The 17,792-nt window shown below is 75.6% G+C and carries 15 protein-coding genes; 10 read left to right on the plus strand and 5 right to left on the minus strand.

The features are described from left to right. The first annotated feature begins 68 nt into the window (after positions 1-68). Genes nadA through nadC form a run of 3 tightly spaced genes read left to right on the plus strand, consistent with a single transcriptional unit; the run spans position 69 to position 3,666 of the window. A complete protein-coding gene (gene nadA / locus BMW62_RS13690) occupies positions 69-1,082 on the plus strand; it encodes a quinolinate synthase NadA (RefSeq protein ID WP_091931430.1) in 1,014 nt (337 codons plus the stop codon). Then, complete coding sequence (locus BMW62_RS13695; protein ID WP_091931432.1) at positions 1,079-2,773, plus strand: L-aspartate oxidase; 1,695 nt, start codon at positions 1,079-1,081, stop codon at positions 2,771-2,773. The genes nadA and BMW62_RS13695 overlap by 4 nt, the downstream gene beginning before the upstream one ends. Continuing rightward, positions 2,770-3,666 (plus strand): carboxylating nicotinate-nucleotide diphosphorylase, encoded by an 897-nt coding sequence (gene nadC / locus BMW62_RS13700; RefSeq protein ID WP_091931434.1) that lies wholly within the window; start codon positions 2,770-2,772, stop codon positions 3,664-3,666. Before BMW62_RS13695 ends, nadC begins: the two co-directional genes overlap by 4 nt. Here the strand turns inward: nadC and BMW62_RS13705 are convergent. The 3 genes from BMW62_RS13705 to BMW62_RS13715 form a co-directional block, all read right to left on the minus strand. After that, entirely contained in the window at positions 3,663-4,313 is a 651-nt protein-coding gene (locus BMW62_RS13705) for a hypothetical protein (RefSeq protein ID WP_091931435.1), read from the minus strand. The genes nadC and BMW62_RS13705 overlap by 4 nt on opposite strands. Beyond that, positions 4,310-4,948: a hypothetical protein gene (locus tag BMW62_RS13710; RefSeq protein ID WP_139206267.1), complete on the minus strand. Its 639-nt coding sequence runs from the start codon at positions 4,946-4,948 to the stop codon at positions 4,310-4,312. The genes BMW62_RS13705 and BMW62_RS13710 overlap by 4 nt, the downstream gene beginning before the upstream one ends. A 187-nt stretch (positions 4,949-5,135) precedes the next feature. After that, positions 5,136-6,176, minus strand: a complete 1,041-nt coding sequence (locus tag BMW62_RS13715; RefSeq protein WP_091931439.1) for an LLM class flavin-dependent oxidoreductase — start codon at positions 6,174-6,176, stop codon at positions 5,136-5,138. Between the two features lie 197 nt (positions 6,177-6,373). Here BMW62_RS13715 and BMW62_RS13720 point away from each other — a divergent pair, with 197 nt between their 5' ends. Further along, entirely contained in the window at positions 6,374-8,305 is a 1,932-nt protein-coding gene (locus tag BMW62_RS13720; RefSeq protein ID WP_244524036.1) for a putative bifunctional diguanylate cyclase/phosphodiesterase, read from the plus strand. Positions 8,306-8,374: 69 nt separating this feature from the next. Here BMW62_RS13720 and BMW62_RS13725 read toward each other — a convergent pair whose 3' ends face one another. Together BMW62_RS13725 and BMW62_RS13730 are read right to left on the minus strand one after the other, a co-directional pair. Further along, a complete protein-coding gene (locus tag BMW62_RS13725; protein ID WP_091931443.1) occupies positions 8,375-9,181 on the minus strand; it encodes an SGNH/GDSL hydrolase family protein in 807 nt (268 codons plus the stop codon). Between the two features lie 50 nt (positions 9,182-9,231). Then, the gene (locus tag BMW62_RS13730) at positions 9,232-10,653 is read right to left on the minus strand and encodes a dihydrolipoyl dehydrogenase family protein (protein ID WP_244524037.1); all 1,422 of its coding nucleotides are present in this window, start codon (positions 10,651-10,653) and stop codon (positions 9,232-9,234) included. A gap of 34 nt (positions 10,654-10,687) precedes the next feature. Between BMW62_RS13730 and BMW62_RS13735 the strand changes: the two genes are divergently transcribed. The 6 genes from BMW62_RS13735 to BMW62_RS13760 all read left to right on the plus strand — a co-directional run bounded on the left by BMW62_RS13735 (position 10,688) and on the right by BMW62_RS13760 (position 17,690). Next, complete coding sequence (locus tag BMW62_RS13735; RefSeq protein ID WP_091931446.1) at positions 10,688-11,200, plus strand: flavin reductase family protein; 513 nt, start codon at positions 10,688-10,690, stop codon at positions 11,198-11,200. A gap of 142 nt (positions 11,201-11,342) precedes the next feature. After that, a complete protein-coding gene (locus BMW62_RS13740; RefSeq protein ID WP_244524038.1) occupies positions 11,343-11,864 on the plus strand; it encodes a sigma-70 family RNA polymerase sigma factor in 522 nt (173 codons plus the stop codon). Beyond that, positions 11,848-12,930 (plus strand): hypothetical protein, encoded by a 1,083-nt coding sequence (locus tag BMW62_RS13745; RefSeq protein WP_091931448.1) that lies wholly within the window; start codon positions 11,848-11,850, stop codon positions 12,928-12,930. The genes BMW62_RS13740 and BMW62_RS13745 overlap by 17 nt, the downstream gene beginning before the upstream one ends. A gap of 19 nt (positions 12,931-12,949) precedes the next feature. Then, a complete protein-coding gene (locus tag BMW62_RS13750) occupies positions 12,950-13,921 on the plus strand; it encodes an ABC transporter ATP-binding protein (RefSeq protein ID WP_091931686.1) in 972 nt (323 codons plus the stop codon). Between the two features lie 73 nt (positions 13,922-13,994). Beyond that, on the plus strand, positions 13,995-14,840 hold the full coding sequence (locus BMW62_RS13755; RefSeq protein WP_091931449.1) for an ABC transporter permease subunit: 846 nt from the start codon (positions 13,995-13,997) through the stop codon (positions 14,838-14,840). Between the two features lie 246 nt (positions 14,841-15,086). After that, a complete protein-coding gene (locus BMW62_RS13760) occupies positions 15,087-17,690 on the plus strand; it encodes a bifunctional FO biosynthesis protein CofGH (protein WP_091931450.1) in 2,604 nt (867 codons plus the stop codon). Positions 17,691-17,792: the final 102 nt, after the last annotated feature.

A 17,792-nucleotide genomic window follows, 5' to 3' on the forward strand; every position in this document is an offset into this window, starting at 1 on the left:
CCATGCTAGGTTTTCCACCAGAGGTTTTCGCCTGCCAGTACGAAACCCCCACTCCTCCGGAGGTCCCGGTGACCGCAACGCTCCCCGCCCCCACCACCGCGCAGTGGACGCCGGAGCAGTGGCAGGACTGGCGCGACGAGGTGCGCCGGCTGGCCGCCGAGCGCGACGCCGTCGTCCTGGCGCACAACTACCAGGCCGCGCCGATCCAGGACGTCGCCGACCACGTGGGCGACTCCCTGGCCCTGTCCCGCATCGCCGCCGCCAGCACCGCGAGCACGATCGTCTTCGCCGGCGTCCACTTCATGGCCGAGACGGCGAAGATCCTCGCTCCCGAGAAGACCGTGCTGGTGCCCGACGCCGCCGCCGGTTGCTCGCTGGCCGACACCATCACCGCCGACCAGCTGCGCGCGTGGAAGGCCGAACACCCGGGTGCCGCCGTCGTCTCCTACGTCAACACCACCGCCGAGGTGAAGGCCGAGACCGACATCTGCTGCACCTCGTCCAACGCCGTCGAGGTGGTCGAGTCCATCCCCGCCGACCGCGAGGTGCTCTTCCTCCCCGACCAGTTCCTGGGCGCGCACGTCCAGCGGGTCACCGGGCGGCGCAACATGCGCATCTGGATGGGCGAGTGCCACGTGCACGCCGGCATCTCCCCCACCGACCTGCGGCAGAGCATCGAGGACGCCCCCGACGCCGAGGTCTTGGTCCACCCCGAGTGCGGCTGCGCCACCAGCGCGCTGTGGATGGTCGGCCAGGGCGACCTGCCCTCGGACCGCGTCCACGTCCTCTCCACCGGCGCGATGCTCGCCCAGGCGAAGCGGACGACGGCGAAGCGCGTGCTCGTCGCCACCGAGATCGGCATGCTGCACCAGCTCCGCCAGGCCAACCCGGCCGCGGCGTTCGAGGCGGTGAACCCGCGCGCCGAGTGCCCGTACATGAAGATGTCGACGCCGGAGAAGCTGCTGCGGGCGCTGCGCGAGGGCCGCGACGAGGTCACCGTCGACCCGGACGTCGCCGCCCGCGCCCGCTCGGCCGTCGAGGCGATGATCGCCCTCGGCACCCCGTCGCTGGTCGGCGAGTGACCGCGGGGCCGCGCCGCACCGCACCGGTGGCCCCCGCCGTCGTCCCTGCGCTGCCGCTGCCCGCCGCCACGTGGCGGCGCACCACCGACGTGGTCGTCGTCGGCAGCGGCGCGGCCGGGCTGATGACCGCGCTCGCGCTGGCCGACGCCGGGCGGCGGGTCACCGTCGTCACCAAGGGCGCGCTCGGCGCCGGCAGCACGCGTTGGGCGCAGGGCGGGCTGGCCGCCGTCCTGGGCGCCGACGACGACGCCGCGCTGCACCTGCAGGACACGCTCACCGCGGGCGCGGGTCTGTGCGACGAGACCGCCGTGGCCACCCTGGTCGCCGAGGCGCCGGCCGCCGTCCGGCTGCTGCAGCACCTGGGGGCCCGGCTCGATCTGGACGGCGACGGCCGGCCCGCGCTCACCCGCGAGGGCGGGCACAGCCGCGACCGGATCGTGCACGCCGGCGGCGACGCCAGCGGCGCCGAGGTCACCCGCACGCTGGTCGGGGCGCTCGGCGCGGCGGGCGTCGAGGTGCTCGAGCGCACCGTCGCGCTGGAGGCGCTGCACGCCGCAGGCGGGAGCGTGGTCGGCCTGCGCGTCGCCCGGGCGGCCGACGACGGCACCCTGACCGACGCCGGGGACCTGCGCGCGCACGCCGTCGTCCTCGCCACCGGTGGCTACGGGCAGGCGTACGCCGCCGCGACCAGCCCCGCGGGCACGACCGGTGACGGGCTGGCGCTCGCGCTGCGCGCCGGGGCCGAGGTCGCCGACGTCGAGATGGTGCAGTTCCACCCCACCGTGCTCTGGCAGGGGCCGGGTGCCGCGGGACAGCAGGTGCTGGTCTCCGAGGCGGTGCGCGGCGAGGGGGCAGTGCTCGTCGACGGCGCCGGCCAGCGGGTCATGGCCGGTGCGCACCCGCTGGCGGACCTCGCGCCCCGCGACGTCGTCTCGGCGACCGTCGCCGCGCACCTGGCGGCGACCGGTGCGGACTGCGTCTTCCTGGACGCGACCCACCTGGGGGCCGCGTTCCTGGAGCGGCGCTTCCCCGGCATCGTCCGCGCCTGCCGCGAGGCCGGCACCGACCCGGCTACCCAGCCCGTCCCGGTGGCGCCGGGCGCGCACTACACCTGCGGCGGGGTGCTCGCCGACCTCGACGGCCGCACCGGCGTCCCCGGGCTGTTCGCCGTCGGGGAGGTCGCCTGCACCGGCGTGCACGGGGCCAACCGGCTGGCCTCCAACTCGATCACCGAGGGGCTGGTCGCCGCCCGCCGCTGCGCCGCGCTGCTGGACACCACGCTGCCCGCGGGCCTCCCGGCGGAGCCGGTGGCCGCGCGCGCCGTACCGACCGGGGCGGTCGACCCCGCGGCGCGTGCGGCGATCGGCGTCGCCACCAGCCGGCACGCCGGTGTCCTGCGCGCCGTCGACGGCCTCACCGAGCTGACCGGCCTGCTCGCCGCGACTCCGCGCACCGGCGGCCCGCTCGACGTGGCCGCGGTCGAGGCCACGGCGGTGCACACCGTCGCCACCCTGCTGGCCACCGCCGCGCTCGCCCGCCCGGAGAGCCGGGGCTGCCACCGGCGGGCCGACGCGCCCGGCACGCGGCCCGAGTGGCAGGTGCGGCTCGCACACCACATCGACGGCACCGGCCACCTGCACACCCGCACCGTGCCGCTGACCGCGGTCGACCAGACCCAGGGAGTGGCATGACCGAGTGGCACGCGCTGCGGCCAGAGCTGGCCGACGTCCTCCGCGATGGCGGCCTGGTCCCCGCGGACGTGGAGCAGGTCATCCGCCGGGCCCTCGACGAGGACCTCGCGCTGGGGCCCGACGTCACCACGGCCGCCACCGTCCCGGCCGGCGCCCGCGCCACCGGTGACGTCGTCCCCCGCTCGCCGGGCGTGCTGGCCGGCGTCCCGGTGGCCGCTGCGGTGTTCGGCATCGTGGGCGGCGACGACGTCGAGGTGACGCTGCACGCGGCCGACGGCATGGCCGCCCGCACGAACGCGCCCGTGCTCACCGTCGCCGGGCCCACCCGGTCGCTGCTGACGGCGGAGCGCACCGCGCTGAACCTGGTCGGGCACCTGTCCGGCGTCGCCACGCTGACCCGGCACTGGGTCGACGCCGTGGCGGGCACGGACGCGGCGATCCGCGACACCCGCAAGACGATCCCGGGCCTGCGGGTGCTGGAGAAGTACGCCGTCCGATGCGGCGGAGGCGTCAACCACCGCATGGCCCTCGGCGACGCCGCGCTGGTGAAGGACAACCACGTGGCCGCGGCCGGCGGCATCACCGCGGCGGTCGAGGCGGTGCGGACGGCGGCGCCCGACGTCCCGCTCGAGGTCGAGTGCGACACCCTCGACCAGGTGTGCGAGGCGATCGCGGGGGGCGTGGAGCTGGTGCTGCTCGACAACTTCTCGCTCGCCGACACCCGCACCGCCGTGGAGCTGGTGCGGGGCACGGGCGTCCGCCTGGAGGCCAGCGGCGGCCTCTCGCTTGAGCGGGCGGCCGAGGTGGCGGTGACCGGCGTCGACTACCTCGCCGTCGGGGCGCTGACCCACAGCGCGCCCGTGCTCGACCTGGGCTTCGACCTGCGCACCTAGCGCGACCCGCTGGTCAGATCAGGGTGCTCGTCGAGGAAGCGCTGGAAGCGGCGGGCGCCCCTCCGCAGATGGGTCAGCGCGGCGACCGAGGCGACCAGGATCACCACCACCAAACCGAAGACGACCGGCTCCGGATGAGTCACGGCAGACCCCGTCAGGGCCAGCGGGAGCGCCGCCACCTGTGCCGAGCGGATGCCCTGCGCGGCCAGGTGCGTGCGGACGACGAGGCGCGCGAGGGGCAACTGCTGCTCCTCGAGCGGCGACCCGGTGCGCGCCGCACGCAGCAGCGCCCGCCGTGGGGCGCCGGTCAGCCACTCCACCGGCCGGTGCCGTGCGTGGTCGTGCCCAGCACCGCCGATCCCCATCGCGAGGAGCGGCGCGCCGAAACCCGCCACCAGCACCGCGAGACCGGTGGCTCTCTGCCACCGCGGGACCTCGCCCGACCCGGTGACGACACCGTCGACGACGACCACGAACAGCAACACGGCGACGGCGGCCACCAGCAGCACGATGGCGAGGACCCACTGCCGCCGCTGCACCGTGCGGCACCGCTCCCGCTGCTCCGGGGGCTCCGGCGGGAGCCGGTCGAGCTCGGCCTGCGCCCGGGCCCAGGCGTCCCGGTCGTCGTCGTCGAACGGTCCGCTCACGAGGCCACGCGTGGATCGGGGTGCTCGGAGAGGAAGCGGCGGGCCTGCCGTTCGTCGCGCAGGATCAGCGGGACGGCGACGGCGATGCCGAGGACGAACAGCACGACCATGCCCAGGCGCCAGGGCGACGGCGAGCCGATGAACTGCCCCACGAACATGAGCAGCAGGCCCAGCTGGACGATCAGCAGCCACCGCTGAGCGGTCAGCCGCTCGGCCAGGTGGCGGACCAGGGGGACGTGCGCCGGATCGAGCGGCGCCCGCCCGCGCAGTTCCTGCAGGAGCAGCTTCTGCCGTCGACGGCCCAGCACCGTCAGAGGGCTGCCCAGGCCGCCGAGGCGACGGGTGGCTCGCAACCCCCCGATCATGCCGACCGCCGCGAGCACCAACGCGGACGCGGCGATGACGAGCGCGGTGATCTCCCGCCAGAGCGGCTCGTCCTCCGTCGCGGCCGGCTCGTCGCCGGTCCATGCGGCCACCGCGAAGGCGAAGGCCACGGACAGCAGGAGCAGCCCCACCACCAGGAGGATGGTGAGCCGACGCCATCGGCGGACCCGCGCCTCCAGCGCCTCGGACGGGAGCCCGTCGAGCACTCGCTGCGCCTCGGCCCAGCGGGCGTCGTCGTCGGCAGAAGGCACCCGGGAAGCCTGACGTGCGACGAGCGGCGGGGCACCCCTGGCGCATCGGGTTCCGCCGGGCGGGTGAACGCCGGCCGCGCCCGTGCCCGACCTGCGCTGGAGCGCCCGCCCCCGATGAGGCATAGGAAGCTCTACCTGCGGATCGGGGCCGCAAGGCGCAGGTAGAGCTTCCTATGCCCGGGGTCGGTCAGGCGCCGCGGCGGTCCGGGTGCACCCAGCCGATCGCGGGCGCGACGTGCTCGACGATCGTCCGCAGCAGGCGGGCGTTGTACTCGACGCCCAGCATGTTCGGCACCGTGAGCAGCAGGCTGTCGGCCTCCCGAACGGCGGCGTCCTTGGCGAGCGCCTCGGCGAGCGCGTCGGGCTCACCGGTGTAGCTCTTCCCGAACCGCGCCCGCACGCCTTCGAGGATGCCGACCTGGTCCTCGCCGTCCCGCCCGCCGCCGAAGTACTGCCGGTCCTGGTCGGTGGTGATCGGCAGCACGCTGCGGCTCACCGAGACCCGCGGCTCGCGCTCCCAGCCGGCGTCGGCCCAGGCGGCGCGGTAGCGGGCGATCTGCTCGGCCTGCAGCTCGTCGAAGGGCACGCCGGTGTCCTCGACCAGCAGCGTGGAGCTCATCAGGTTCAGCCCCTGCCGCGCGGTCCACTCCGCCGTCGCCCGGGTGCCCGACCCCCACCAGATGCGGTCGGCCAGCCCCGGCGACTGCGGCTGGACCGCCAGCTTGCCGGCCGCGCCCCCGGTCATCCGCGGGTCGGCGTCGACCACCGGCTGCCCGGAGATCGCGGTCAGGAACAGCGCGGTCTTCTGCCGCGCCAGGTCGGCGTCGGTGCTGCCCTCGCCGGGCAGGTAGCCGAACGCCTCCGAGCCGCGCAGCGCCGTCTCCGGCGAGCCCCGGCTCACGCCCAGCTGCAGCCGGCCGTCGGCGAGCAGGTCGGTCGCCGCCGCCTCCTCGGCCATGTACAGCGGGTTCTCGTAGCGCATGTCGATGACGCCGGTGCCCAGCTCGATGCGCCGGGTGCGGGCCGCCATCGCGGCCAGCAGCGGGAACGGCGAGGCCAGCTGCCGGGCGAAGTGGTGCACCCGCACGTAGGCGCCGTCCAGCCCCATCTCCTCGGCGGCCTCCGCCAGCTCCACGCTCTGCACGAGGGCATCCCGCCCGGTGCGCACCAGCGAGCCGGGGATGGGCTGCCAGTGGCCGAAGGACAGGAACCCGATCCGCTTGTCCACGCCTGGTCCTTTCGTCGATGTCTGCTGCAGGAGCGCGACGAGGGCGGCCCGGATTCCCGCGGCGCATGGCAGGTCCCCGGAGCGGGCGCGACCCGTGGGGCGGGTGTGACCTGCTGCGACGGAGTGTGACGGGGCGATCACGACTCTCCGTGAACGGGTTCCGTCACTTCTCGCCTGCGATGCGTGACGCTGTCCCGGTGAGCCTCCCCGCACCCGAGATGCCCCGCTCCCCGGGCACGCCCGGCGGTGGCGCCGGGCAGCGCTTGCGGGCGATCGACACGCTGCTCGCCGACCGGGGCCAGCTGTTCCAGGCCCTGTTCCTCGACGCGCCGATCGCCAAGGCCCTCGTCGACCTCGACGGTCACGTGCTGGTCGCCAACCCGCGGATGTGCGCCCTCACCGGCCGCACCGCCGAGGGCCTCGCCGGCCGGCACGTCGACCTGCTGGCCCACCCCGACGACCCGCCGGTGGGCGATCTCGGGCTGCAGCCGGCGCCGGGCGAGCCCCCGCTGGACCCGAACCTGCTGCTCGACGGAGAGCGCCGGCTGCGCCGCTCGGACGGCACCGAGCTGTGGGTGGTCCAGTCCCACGAGGTGGTGCGGCAGAACAACGGGACGCCGCAGTTCGTCGTCCTCTCGCTGGTCGACGTCACCGACCGCCGCCGCGCGGAGGAGGACGCCGTCCGCCGCGCGTTCATGGACCCGCTCACCGGCCTGCCCAACCGCCGCGCCCTCACCGACCGGCTGCGGCACGCCGTCGCGCTCTCCCGCCGCCGCGGCCTGCAGGTCGGCCTGGTGCACCTGAACATCGACCGCTTCCAGGCGGTCAACGACGCGCTGGGCCACGAGGCCGGCGACCTGCTGCTCAGCCAGTTCGCCGACCGGCTCCGGTGGAGCACCCGGGTCGAGGACACCGCCGTGCGCCTGGGCGCCGACGAGTTCCTGGTGGTCGCCGAGGACGTCGAGGACCTCGACGGGCTGCGCGCGCTGGCCGACCGCCTGCTGAGCGTGCTCGACGAGCCGTTCGTGGTGAACGGCCGGGAGATCACCCTCTCCGCCAGCGTGGGCCTCACGCTCGGCGCCGACATGACCCCCGACGACCTGCTGCGCCAGGCGCAGAGCGCGCTGACCAGGGCCAAGGCCGACGGCCAGCGCGCCCGCATCGAGGTGCACGAGGGGGCGCTGTCGCGCAGCGACGTGGATGCCCTGCAGCTGGAGACCGAGCTGCGGCACGCGCTCGACAACGACGAGCTGCGGCTCTTCTACCAGCCGATCGTGCACCTGGCCGACGAGACGCTGCTCGGGTACGAGGCGCTCATCCGCTGGCAGCACCCCACCCGCGGCCTGCTGCCGCCCGGCGTCTTCCTGGACGTCGCCGAGAACAACCGGCTCACCTCGAAGCTCGGCGCCTGGGTGCTGCGGCGCGCCTGCCTCGACGCCGCCACCTGGGCCGACGACCTGCGGGTGCACGTCAACATCTCCGCCCGCCACCTGGCCGAGGACGGCTTCAGCGAGCTGGTCGCCGCCGCCCTGGAGGAGTCCGGTCTGCCGCCGCACCGGCTCGAGCTGGAGATCACCGAGTCGACGGCGCTCTTCGCGGCCGAGGCCACGCTGCACTCGGTCGCCGTCGTCACCGACCAGGGCGTCACGCTCGCGCTGGACGACTTCGGCACCGGCTACTCCGCGATCACCGCGCTGCACCGGCTGCCCATCCACACCGTGAAGATCGACCGGTCCTTCGTCGCCGACGTCGTCACCCAGCCCTCGACCGCCGCGCTGGTGCACGGCCTGCTGCAGCTCGGCCGCGGCATGGGCCTGCAGGTGATCGCCGAGGGCATCGAGGACCTCGACCAGGCCGCCTGGCTGCTCGACCACGGGTGCGCCATGGCGCAGGGCTACGCCTTCGGCCGACCGGCGCCCCTGCCCAGCCCGGCGGAGGTGCTCATCGGCGAGGTCACCGAGGCCCCGGCCGAGGACGTCGCCGGCGAGCTGCTTCCCGTGCCGCCCGCGCCCGCACCCGAGCTCCCCCGCCAGCGGCCGCCGTCGACCCCCGAGGGGCACGACGTCACCGACACCGGCCGGCTGTCCGCCCGGACGCTCTTCGACGAGCTCGCCGACCCCGAGGACTGAAGAAGGACCCGGCCCCTCTCACCACTCGCACGCTCGTGGCGAGCCTCTGGACCGGGCCGTTCCAGCACGTCACGTGCGGGGCAGCGCCAGGGGCACCGGCCGCTTGGCCGCCCGGCCGTCGCCGGAGGAGCGGCCGCGCAGCCGGCGTCCGACCCACGGCGCCACGAAGCCGCGCACCCAGGCGGCCTCCTCGGCCAGCGCCGCCCGCAGCTCCCGCGGCGGCTGCGGAGGCAGCGGGGTGCGCCAGTCCTCGCCGTCGGCGCCAGGCAGCCCCAACGCCGCGGCGGCGGCCAGCGCCATCCGCCGGTGCCCCTCGTCGGTGAGGTGGATGCGGTCGGAGTCCCAGAGCCGGAAGTCCTGGAGCCACGCCGCGCCCCACTGGTCCAGGACGGCGGCGCCGTGCCGCGCGGCGATCGACCACAGGTTGGCGTCGAAGACGGCGATCCGGCCGCGCAGCCGGCGCAGGATGGGCGTGTTGCGGGTGTCCGCGGTGGTGGCCAGCAGGACGTCGGCACCCGCGGCGCGGAAGCGGACGACGGCGGACTCGAGCTGCGCGGCCAGCTCGTCGGGGTCGGCGCCCGGGCGCATCAGGTCGTTGCCGCCGGCGACCAGGCTGACCAGGTCGGGCTTCGCGTCGAGGGCCACCGGCACCTGCTCGGCGAGCACCTGGGCCAGCAACCGGCCCCGGATCGCCAGGTTCGCGTACTCGACGTCGGCACCGGACGCGGCGGCCGCGAGGTGCTCGGCCAGCCGGTCGGCCCAGCCGCGGAACTCGCCGGGACGCTCGGGATCGGGATCGCTGAGCCCTTCGGTGAACGAGTCGCCGAGGGCGATGTAGCGGCGCCAGGGGGAACGCGAGGGTCGGTCGAACTGCACCGGCTCACTCCAGCACGGCGGCCCGGGCCCCGGTCGCCGGGGTTCGGCGGTCAGCCGCGGTAGGCCTCCAGCAGCCGCAGCCAGATCTCGCTGATCGTCGGGTAGGCCGGGACGGCGTGCCACAGCCGCGCGATCGGCACCTCGCCGACGACCGCGATCGTCGCCGCGTGCAGCAGCTCGGCGACCGCGGGGCCGACGAAGGTCACCCCGAGGAGCACCTCGCGCTCGGTGTCCACGACCGCGATCGCCGTCCCGGTGTAGCCGTCGGCGAAGACGGCAGCGCCCGCGATGCTGCTGATCGGGTACTCCACGACGCGGTGCGGCAGCCCGGCCTCCGCGGCCTCGGCGGCGGTGCGCCCGACGCTGGCGACCTGCGGCGAGGTGAACACCACCGAGGGGGTCGCGACGTCGTCGGCGGTGGCCACGAACGGCGACCACGCCGAGGTGTCGACCTCCTCGCCGCGGGCCCGCGCCACGATGGCCGCGCCGGCCTGGCGAGCCTGGTACTTGCCCATGTGGGTGAGCTGGCGGCGCCCGTTGACGTCGCCCACCCCGTACAGCCAGGGCACGCCCTCGACCCGCAGCGTCGCGTCGACGGAGAGGTACTCCCCCGGCTCCAGGCCGACGGTCTCCGCGCCGATCTCCCCGGTGCGCGCGGAGCGGCCGGTCGCGACCAGCACCTCGTCGCCGCGCACCTCGCCGTCCGCCGTCGTCAGCACCACCTCGGTGCCGTCCCGGCGCGCGGCGGTGACCTCCGCACCCAGCCGCACGTCCACGCCCGACTTCCGGAGCGACTCCACGACCGCGTCGCCGGCCTGGTGCTCCATCCCCGCCAGCAGCCGGTCGCCGCGCTCCAGCAGCGTCACCTGGGAGCCCAGCGCCTGCCAGGCCGTCGCCATCTCGCAGCCCACGTAGCCGCCGCCGAGCACCAGCAGGCGGTCCGGCGCCTCCTTGGCGCTGGTGGCCTCGCGCGGCCCCCACGGGGCGACGTCGGCCAGCCCGTCGAGCGGCGGGACCGCCGCCGACGACCCGGTGCAGACGGCGACGGCGTGCCGCGCGGTCAGCCGGGTCGTCGTCCCGTCGTCGGCCGTGACGACGACGGTGCGCTCGCCGTCGAGCCGGCCGGCGCCCCGCAGCAGGTCGATGCCGGCGCCGTGCACCCACTCCACCTGGCCCGCGTCGTCCCAGTGCGAGGTGAACGAGTCGCGGCGGGCGAGGGTGGCCGCCACGTCCTGCGCCCCGGTGACCGCCTGCGCCGCCCCGTCCACCGACCGGGCCTCGGCGAGCACCTCGGTGCCGCGCAGCAGCGCCTTGCTGGGCATGCAGGCCCAGTAGGAGCACTCCCCGCCCACCAGCTCGAGCTCCACGAGCACCGCCGACAGCCCGCCGCGCACGACGACGTCGGCGACGTTCTCCCCGGTCGAACCGGCTCCCAGGACCACGACGTCGTACGTGCGCTCGGCTTCGGTCACCGCTCCATCCTGGGGGTGTGGTCGACTGGCCGCCATGCCGGTCGACCCCGCCGCGTTCGCCACCGCCCTGGCCCAGCACGCCGCCGGCGTCTGCCTGCTCACCGTCCGGGACGACATCGACGACGTGGGGACGACGGTCAGCTCGGTCATGAGCGTCTCCGCCTCGCCCCCGCTGGTCGCCGTCGGGCTGGCCGCCGACGGCTACCCGGCCGAGGTCCTGGAGGAGGTCGGGTCCGGTGCGTTGACCGTCCTCGCCGCCGAGCACGCGATCGTCGCCTCGCGGTTCGCCTCCGCGGGCCGGCCCAGCGCCCGCCACCTGCTGGAGCAGGTGCCGTGGACGCGCACAACGGGCAGCGGCGCGATCGTGCTCTCCGCCGGGCTCGCCGCCCTGGACTGCCGGCTGGAGCGGCTGGTCGAGGCCGGCGACCACGTGCTCGCGCTGCTGGCGGTGGACGACGTGCCGGTGCTGAACCCCGGCGCCCGGCCGCTGCTGCGGCTGCGCGGCCGGTTCGTCGACGAGGCGGGCGGGGCGGCAGGCCGCGGTTGAGCAGCCCGCCGCGGGCCGCGTGTCACATCCGCGGGCCCGGCGGTGCTACACCGGCATGGACCTCGTACGGCACGGACGGCCGGCACCGGCGGCCGTCCTGACATTCCCCGGTGCGGTGCGCCGGGTCGGAGGGACGGGCGGCGTGCCGGCAGCAGCGACCCGCGGTGCGGTGCGGCCCGACCTCGAGGAGGTCTTCCGCCGGGAGTACCAGCGGGTCGTCGGTGTGGCCGCCCGGGTGCTGGCCTCCCGCGACCAGGCCGAGGACGTCGCCCAGGAGGTCTTCCTGTCCTTCGGCCGCTCGGCGGTGCCCGCCGCCGAAGCCGGCGGCTGGCTGTCGGTCGCCGCGGCGCACACCGCGCTCAACCTGATCCGCTCCGGTCGCCGCCGGACCTCCCGGGAGGAGACGGTGGCCGCCACGGTCGAGGCCGTCACCCCCGACGTGGCCGACACCGTGCTGATCCTCGAGGACCGCAGCCGCATCCGGGCGGCCCTCGCCCGGCTGCCCCGCAAGCAGGCGACCGCGCTGGTGCTGCGCCACAGCGGGCTGAGCTACGCCGAGGTCGCCACCGCGCTCGACATGTCCCCCGGCAGCGTCGGCACCACCGTCCGCCGCGCCGAGTCCGCACTTCGCGAGGAGCTGAACCGTCATGCGTCACCCGAATGAGGGCGTCCTGCGCCGGCTGGTCGACGAGCCGGCCGGGGTCTCCGACGCCGACCGCACCCACGTCTCCGGCTGCCCGGTCTGCCTGCGCGCGCTCGACGACGCCCGCGCCGACGCGCAGCTCGTCGGCGCGGCGCTCGGCGGGTCGGGCGCCGTGGACACCGACGCCGCCTGGGCCCGGTTCTCCGCCGCCGGGTCCTCGACCGTTCCCGCATCCCGCCCGGCGCGCGCCGCGACGCGGAGGCGCTGGGGCGCCGCCGCCCGCCGGCCCGCGGTGGCCGCGCTCGGCGCGGTCGTGCTGCTGACCGGCGCCGGCGTCGCGGCCGCCAACGACTGGCTGCCGATCTTCCAGACCGAGCGGGTCGACCCGGTCGAGGTCACCGCCACCGACCTGGTGCAGGTGCCCGACCTCTCCGCCTACGGCGACCTGCAGATCACCCGGCAGCCCGACCCGGAGCAGGTGCCCGACGCCGCCACCGCGCGGGAGCGCACCGGGCTGGACGTCCCGGAGGTCGCCGAGCTGCCCGAGGGCGTGACCGGCGAGCCGGCCTACCAGGTCGCCGGCGTCGTGGGCGCCACCTTCACCTTCTCCGCCGACCAGGCCGCGCAGGCCGCCGCGGCCGAGGGCGAGGTCCTGCCTCCCCCGCCGCCCGGGATCGACGGGAGCACCCTCCGGTTCCAGGCCGGGCCCGGGGTGGCCGCGATGTGGTCGCAGCCCACCGGCGTGCCGACCCTCGTCGTCGCCCGGGTGGGGGCGCCCCAGGTCTTCTCCTCGGGCGTGCCCTTCGAGACGGTCCGCGACTACCTGCTCTCGCTGCCCGGGCTCCCCGACGGGCTCGCCGACCAGCTGCGCGACCTCTCCACCGACGCCGCGACCCTGCCGCTGCCGGTGCCCGCGGAGCTGGTCACCAGCTCCACGGCCGACGTCGACGGCTCGGAGGCGACCGTGCTCACCTCCCGCAACGGGCTCTTCGCCGGCGTGGTGTGGGTGGAGGACGGCGTGATGACCGGGGTCGCCGGGTCGCTCAGCGCGGACGAGCTGCTGTCGGTCGCCCGTGGGCTCGGCTGACGCCGCTACGGTCCGGGGCATGGCAACCGGCACGACGGCGGTGGGGACGGCGGGCGGTGCGCTCGACGGCCTGCCGCCGTCCCCGGCGGTCTGGTGCTCCGGGCTGCGCAAGCGGTACGGACGCCGGACCGCCGTCGACGACGTCTCCTTCAGCGTCGGCCGCGGCGAGGTCGTCGGCCTGCTCGGGCCCAACGGCGCCGGGAAGACGAGCGTCATCAAGATGCTGCTCGGCCTCGTGCGGCCCGACGCCGGCGAGGTGCTGCTGCTCGGCCGCCCGTCGTCGGACCCCCGCTCGCGCAGCGCCGTCGGGTACCTGCCCGAGCTGTTCCGCTACCAGCCGTGGCTGACCGCGGCCGAGGTGCTGGACCTGCACGTGAAGCTCTCCCGGGTCGACGTCCCCGCCGAGGAGCGCCGGGAGTGCCTGGCGCTCGTCGGTCTGGCCGAACGGACCGGTGACCGGGTCGGCGGGTTCTCCAAGGGGATGCAGCAGCGGCTCGGGCTCGCCGTCGCCCTGGTCGGCCGGCCCGAGCTGGTCGTCCTCGACGAGCCGACCAGCGCGCTGGACCCGCTGGGCCGGGTGGACGTCCGCGACATCGTGCTCGCGCTGCGGGCCCGCGGCGTCGCCGTGCTGCTGAACTCGCACCTGATCGGCGAGGTCGAGCGGGTGTGCGACCGGGTGGTCATCCTCGACCGGGGCCGGGTGGCGGCCTCGGGCACCCTCTCCGAACTGCTCGGCCAGCACGAGGTGCGGCTGCGGCTGGGCGACGTGGACCCGCGCGTCGAGGAGCGGCTGCGCGCGACCGGCACGCTGACCCGCAGCGGCGACTGGTTCACCGTCGCCCTGGCGGCCGAGGACGACGGCGTCACCGTCCCCGACCTGGTGCGCGACCTCGTCGGCCTCGGGGTCCGCGTGCACGCCGTCGAACCGGTGCGGATCAGCCTGGAGGAACGGTTGCTCGCCGTGCTGCGCCACGAGGAGCCGGCACCGTGACCGAGCTCGCGAGGTCACGCATGGGCACTGCATCGCCGGTCACGTGGACGACGAGCGCCGCCGAGGAGAACACGTGATCGTCCTGACCGTCGCGGGGCTGACCCTGCGCGAGGCGTTCCGGCGCAAGGTGGTCTGGGCGCTGCTGGTCCTGACCGTGGTGTTGCTCGCGCTCAGCGGCTGGGGGTTCTCCCGGCTGATCGGCCTGGACACCGAGCTCGGCACGCTGACCAGCGGCGAAGCCCGCCTCGTGGCCTCGATGCTGATCAACCTGATCATGTTCGGCTTCAGCCTGATCGCGGCGATCGGCACCGCCTTCCTCGCCGGGCCGACGCTCGCCGGCGAGGTCGAGTCGGGCCAGGCGCTGGCGGTGCTCGCCCGGCCGGTCCGCCGCTCGTCGGTCCTGCTGGGCAAGTGGCTCGGCCTGCTCACCTTCGGCTGCGGGTACGTGGTGCTGGCCGGCCTGGCGCAGCTGCTCGTCGTGCGCGGGGTGGTCGGCTACTGGCCGCCGTCCCCGGCGGCGGGCCTGGCCCTGCTGGGGGCCGAGACGATCGTGCTCCTCACCCTGGCGCTGCTGCTCTCCAGCGTCATCTCGCCGATGGCGTCGGGCATCGTCGCGGTCGGCCTCTTCGGCGCCACCTGGGTCGCCGGCGTGGTCGGGGGCATCGGCGGGGCGCTGGGCAACGAGGGCGTCGAGCGGGTGGGCAGCGTGTCGCGGGTACTCCTGCCCACCGACGGCCTGTGGCGCGGCGCGATGAACGCCTTCCAGGACCCGGGTGCGCTGATCCAGATGGGCCCGGAGGGCGGCTTCCCGTTCCTGGCCGACGCCCCGCTGACCCCGGCCTACCTGGCGTGGGCCGCGGTGTGGATCGCCGTGATCCTCGGGCTGACCGCGCTCTCCTTCCAGCGCCGCGACGTCTGACGTCCCGCCCGCCGGTCGGGCACCGGACGTCGTGCGCCGGTGCGCAGTTCGGGACCTGGATGTGCGCATCAGCGCACTCCGACGGCTGGTGCCGCGTCACCCCACCGCAACCGGTGTGGCCCGCGGCGGATGTGCGCACATCGGGCTCTCCGACGTGGCCGAGAGCCCGGTGAGCGCACACCCACGGGCGGTTCGACGGGGCGGGCGGCCCGCCCGTCGGCCCGGCGGGCTAGCGTCGGAGGCGCTATGACTGCGCTCCCCGCACCGTCCGAGTCCGCCGTCCGCCGCGCCCTGGTGCGCGCCGAGCGTGGGGTGGCCCTCGACGCCGTCGAGGCCGAGACCCTGCTGCACGCCCGCGGGCTGGCCGAGGGCGACCCGCTGGACCGGCTGCTCACCGCCGCCGCGCGGGTCCGCGACGCGGGCCTGACCAGCGCCGGGCGCCCGGGCGTCGTCACCTACAGCCGCAAGGTGTTCATCCCGCTCACCCACCTGTGCCGCGACCGCTGCCACTACTGCACCTTCGTGACGACGCCGGGCCGGCTGCGCGCGGAGGGCAAGGCGCCCTACCTCTCCCCCGACGAGGTGCTGCAGATCGCCCGGGACGGCGCCGCGCTGGGCTGCAAGGAGGCGCTGTTCACCCTCGGCGACCGCCCCGAGGACCGCTGGCCGGTCGCCGCCGAGTGGCTGGAGGCGCACGGCTTCGACTCGACGCTGGGCTACCTGCGGGCGATGGCGATCCGGGTGCTGGAGGAGACCGGGCTGCTCCCCCACCTCAACCCCGGCGTCCTGTCGTGGGAGGAGATCCAGCGGCTCAAGCCCGTCTCGGCCTCGATGGGGATGATGCTGGAGACCACCGCGACGCGGCTGTGGTCCGAGCGGGGCGGCCCGCACTTCGGCAGCCCCGACAAGGAGCCCGCCGTGCGGCTGCGGGTGCTGGAGGACGCCGGGCGCTCCGCCGTCCCGTTCACCACCGGCGTGCTGCTGGGCATCGGCGAGGACTACGCCGAGCGGGTCGACGCCGTCGGCGCGATCCGCGCCGCTGCAGCACGGCACGGGCACGTGCAGGAGGTCATCGTCCAGAACTTCCGGGCCAAGCCGCGCACCGCGATGCAGGCGCACGACGACCTGGAGCTGCAGGAGTACGTCGCCGCCGTCGCCGTCACCCGGCTGCTGCTCGGCCCGAAGGCGCGGGTGCAGGCGCCGCCGAACCTGTCGGACTCCACCGAGCTGGGCCTGCTGCTGCGTGCCGGGGTGGACGACTGGGGTGGCGTCTCGCCGCTGACGCCCGACCACGTGAACCCCGAGCGGCCGTGGCCGAACATCGACAAGCTGGCGGCGCTCACCGCCGAGGCCGGCTTCACGCTGCGCGAGCGGCTGGCCGCCCAGCCGCCCTACGTCCTGCAGCCCGAGCCGTGGCTGGACCCGCGGGTGCGGCCGCACGTCTCCGCGCTCGCCGGCCCCGACGGCCTGGCGGTCGAGGGCCGGGCCCCGAGTGGCCTGCCGTGGCAGGAGCCCGACGAGGCGTGGACCTCGTCGGGCCGGGTCGACCTGCACGTCGAGGTCGACACCGTCGGGCGCACCTCGGACCGGCGCAGCGACTTCGACGCCGTCTACGGCGACTGGTCGGAGCTGCGGTCACGCACCGAGAGCGCCCGCGACGGGCACTCGACCGCGCTGACCGTCGGGGACCCCGAGGTGCACGCCGCGCTGCGGAAGGCCGAGGCGGACCCGGCCGGGCTGTCCGACGCCGGGTACCTGGCGCTGCTCGGCGCCGACGGTGCCGACCTCGACGCGCTGTGCGCCCTGGCCGACGCGGTGCGCCGGGACGTCAACGGTGACGACGTCACCTACGTCGTCAACCGGAACATCAACTTCACCAACGTCTGCTACACCGGCTGCCGGTTCTGCGCCTTCGCCCAGCGGCGCACCGACGCCGACGCCTACACGCTGTCGATGAGCCAGGTCGGCGACCGCGTCGACGAGGCGTGGGCGGCCGGCGCGACCGAGATCTGCATGCAGGGGGGCATCCACCCCGACCTGCCCGGCACCGCGTACCTCGATCTCGCGCGCGAGGTGAGGAAGCGCCAGCCGGGCATCCACCTGCACGCGTTCAGCCCCATGGAGATCGTCAACGGGGCGGCGCGCACCGGCCTGCCGTTCCGCGAGTTCCTCACCGGGCTGAAGGAGGCGGGGCTCGACTCGATCCCGGGCACGGCTGCGGAGATCCTCGACGACGACGTCCGCTGGGTGCTCACCAAGGGCAAACTGCCGACGGCGACCTGGCTGGAGATCATCGGCACCGCGCATGAGGTCGGCATCCCGACGACGTCGACGATGATGTACGGCCACGTCGACACCCCGGCGCACTGGGTCGGGCACCTGCGCACCCTGGCCGCGCTGCAGGACCGCACCGGGGGCTTCACCGAGTTCGTGCTGCTGCCCTTCGTGCACCACAACTCCCCCATCTACCTGGCCGGCGTCGCCCGACCGGGGCCGACGGTGCGGGAGAACCGGGCGGTCCACGCGGTCGCCCGGCTGCTGCTGCACGGCCGGATCTCCAACATCCAGACCTCGTGGGTGAAGCTCGCCGACGCCGGCACCCAGGCGGTGCTGCGGGGCGGCGCCAACGACCTGGGCGGCACGCTGATGGAGGAGACGATCAGCCGGATGGCCGGCAGCGAGAACGGGTCGCTGAAGACCATCGCCGAGCTGGAGGCGATGGCCGCCGCGATCGGCCGGCCCGCCCGCCAGCGGACCACCGAGTACGGCACGCCGTCGGCGGAGCGGATCGCCACCGCGCGCTCCGAGGAAGGCCGCGCCCGGCTGGCGCTCTCGATCACGCCGCGTTGACCGCAGTGCCGAGCGTGTGCGCCGGCGCGGAGTTCCCGCGAGCAGAATTCCGCGGCAGCGCACACGCTGGGACCCGGCGCCGACCGGTGAGCCCGCTGCCGC

This window comes from Blastococcus sp. DSM 46786 (assembly GCF_900109665.1).
Classification (GTDB): Bacteria; Actinomycetota; Actinomycetes; order Mycobacteriales; family Geodermatophilaceae; genus Blastococcus; species Blastococcus carthaginiensis.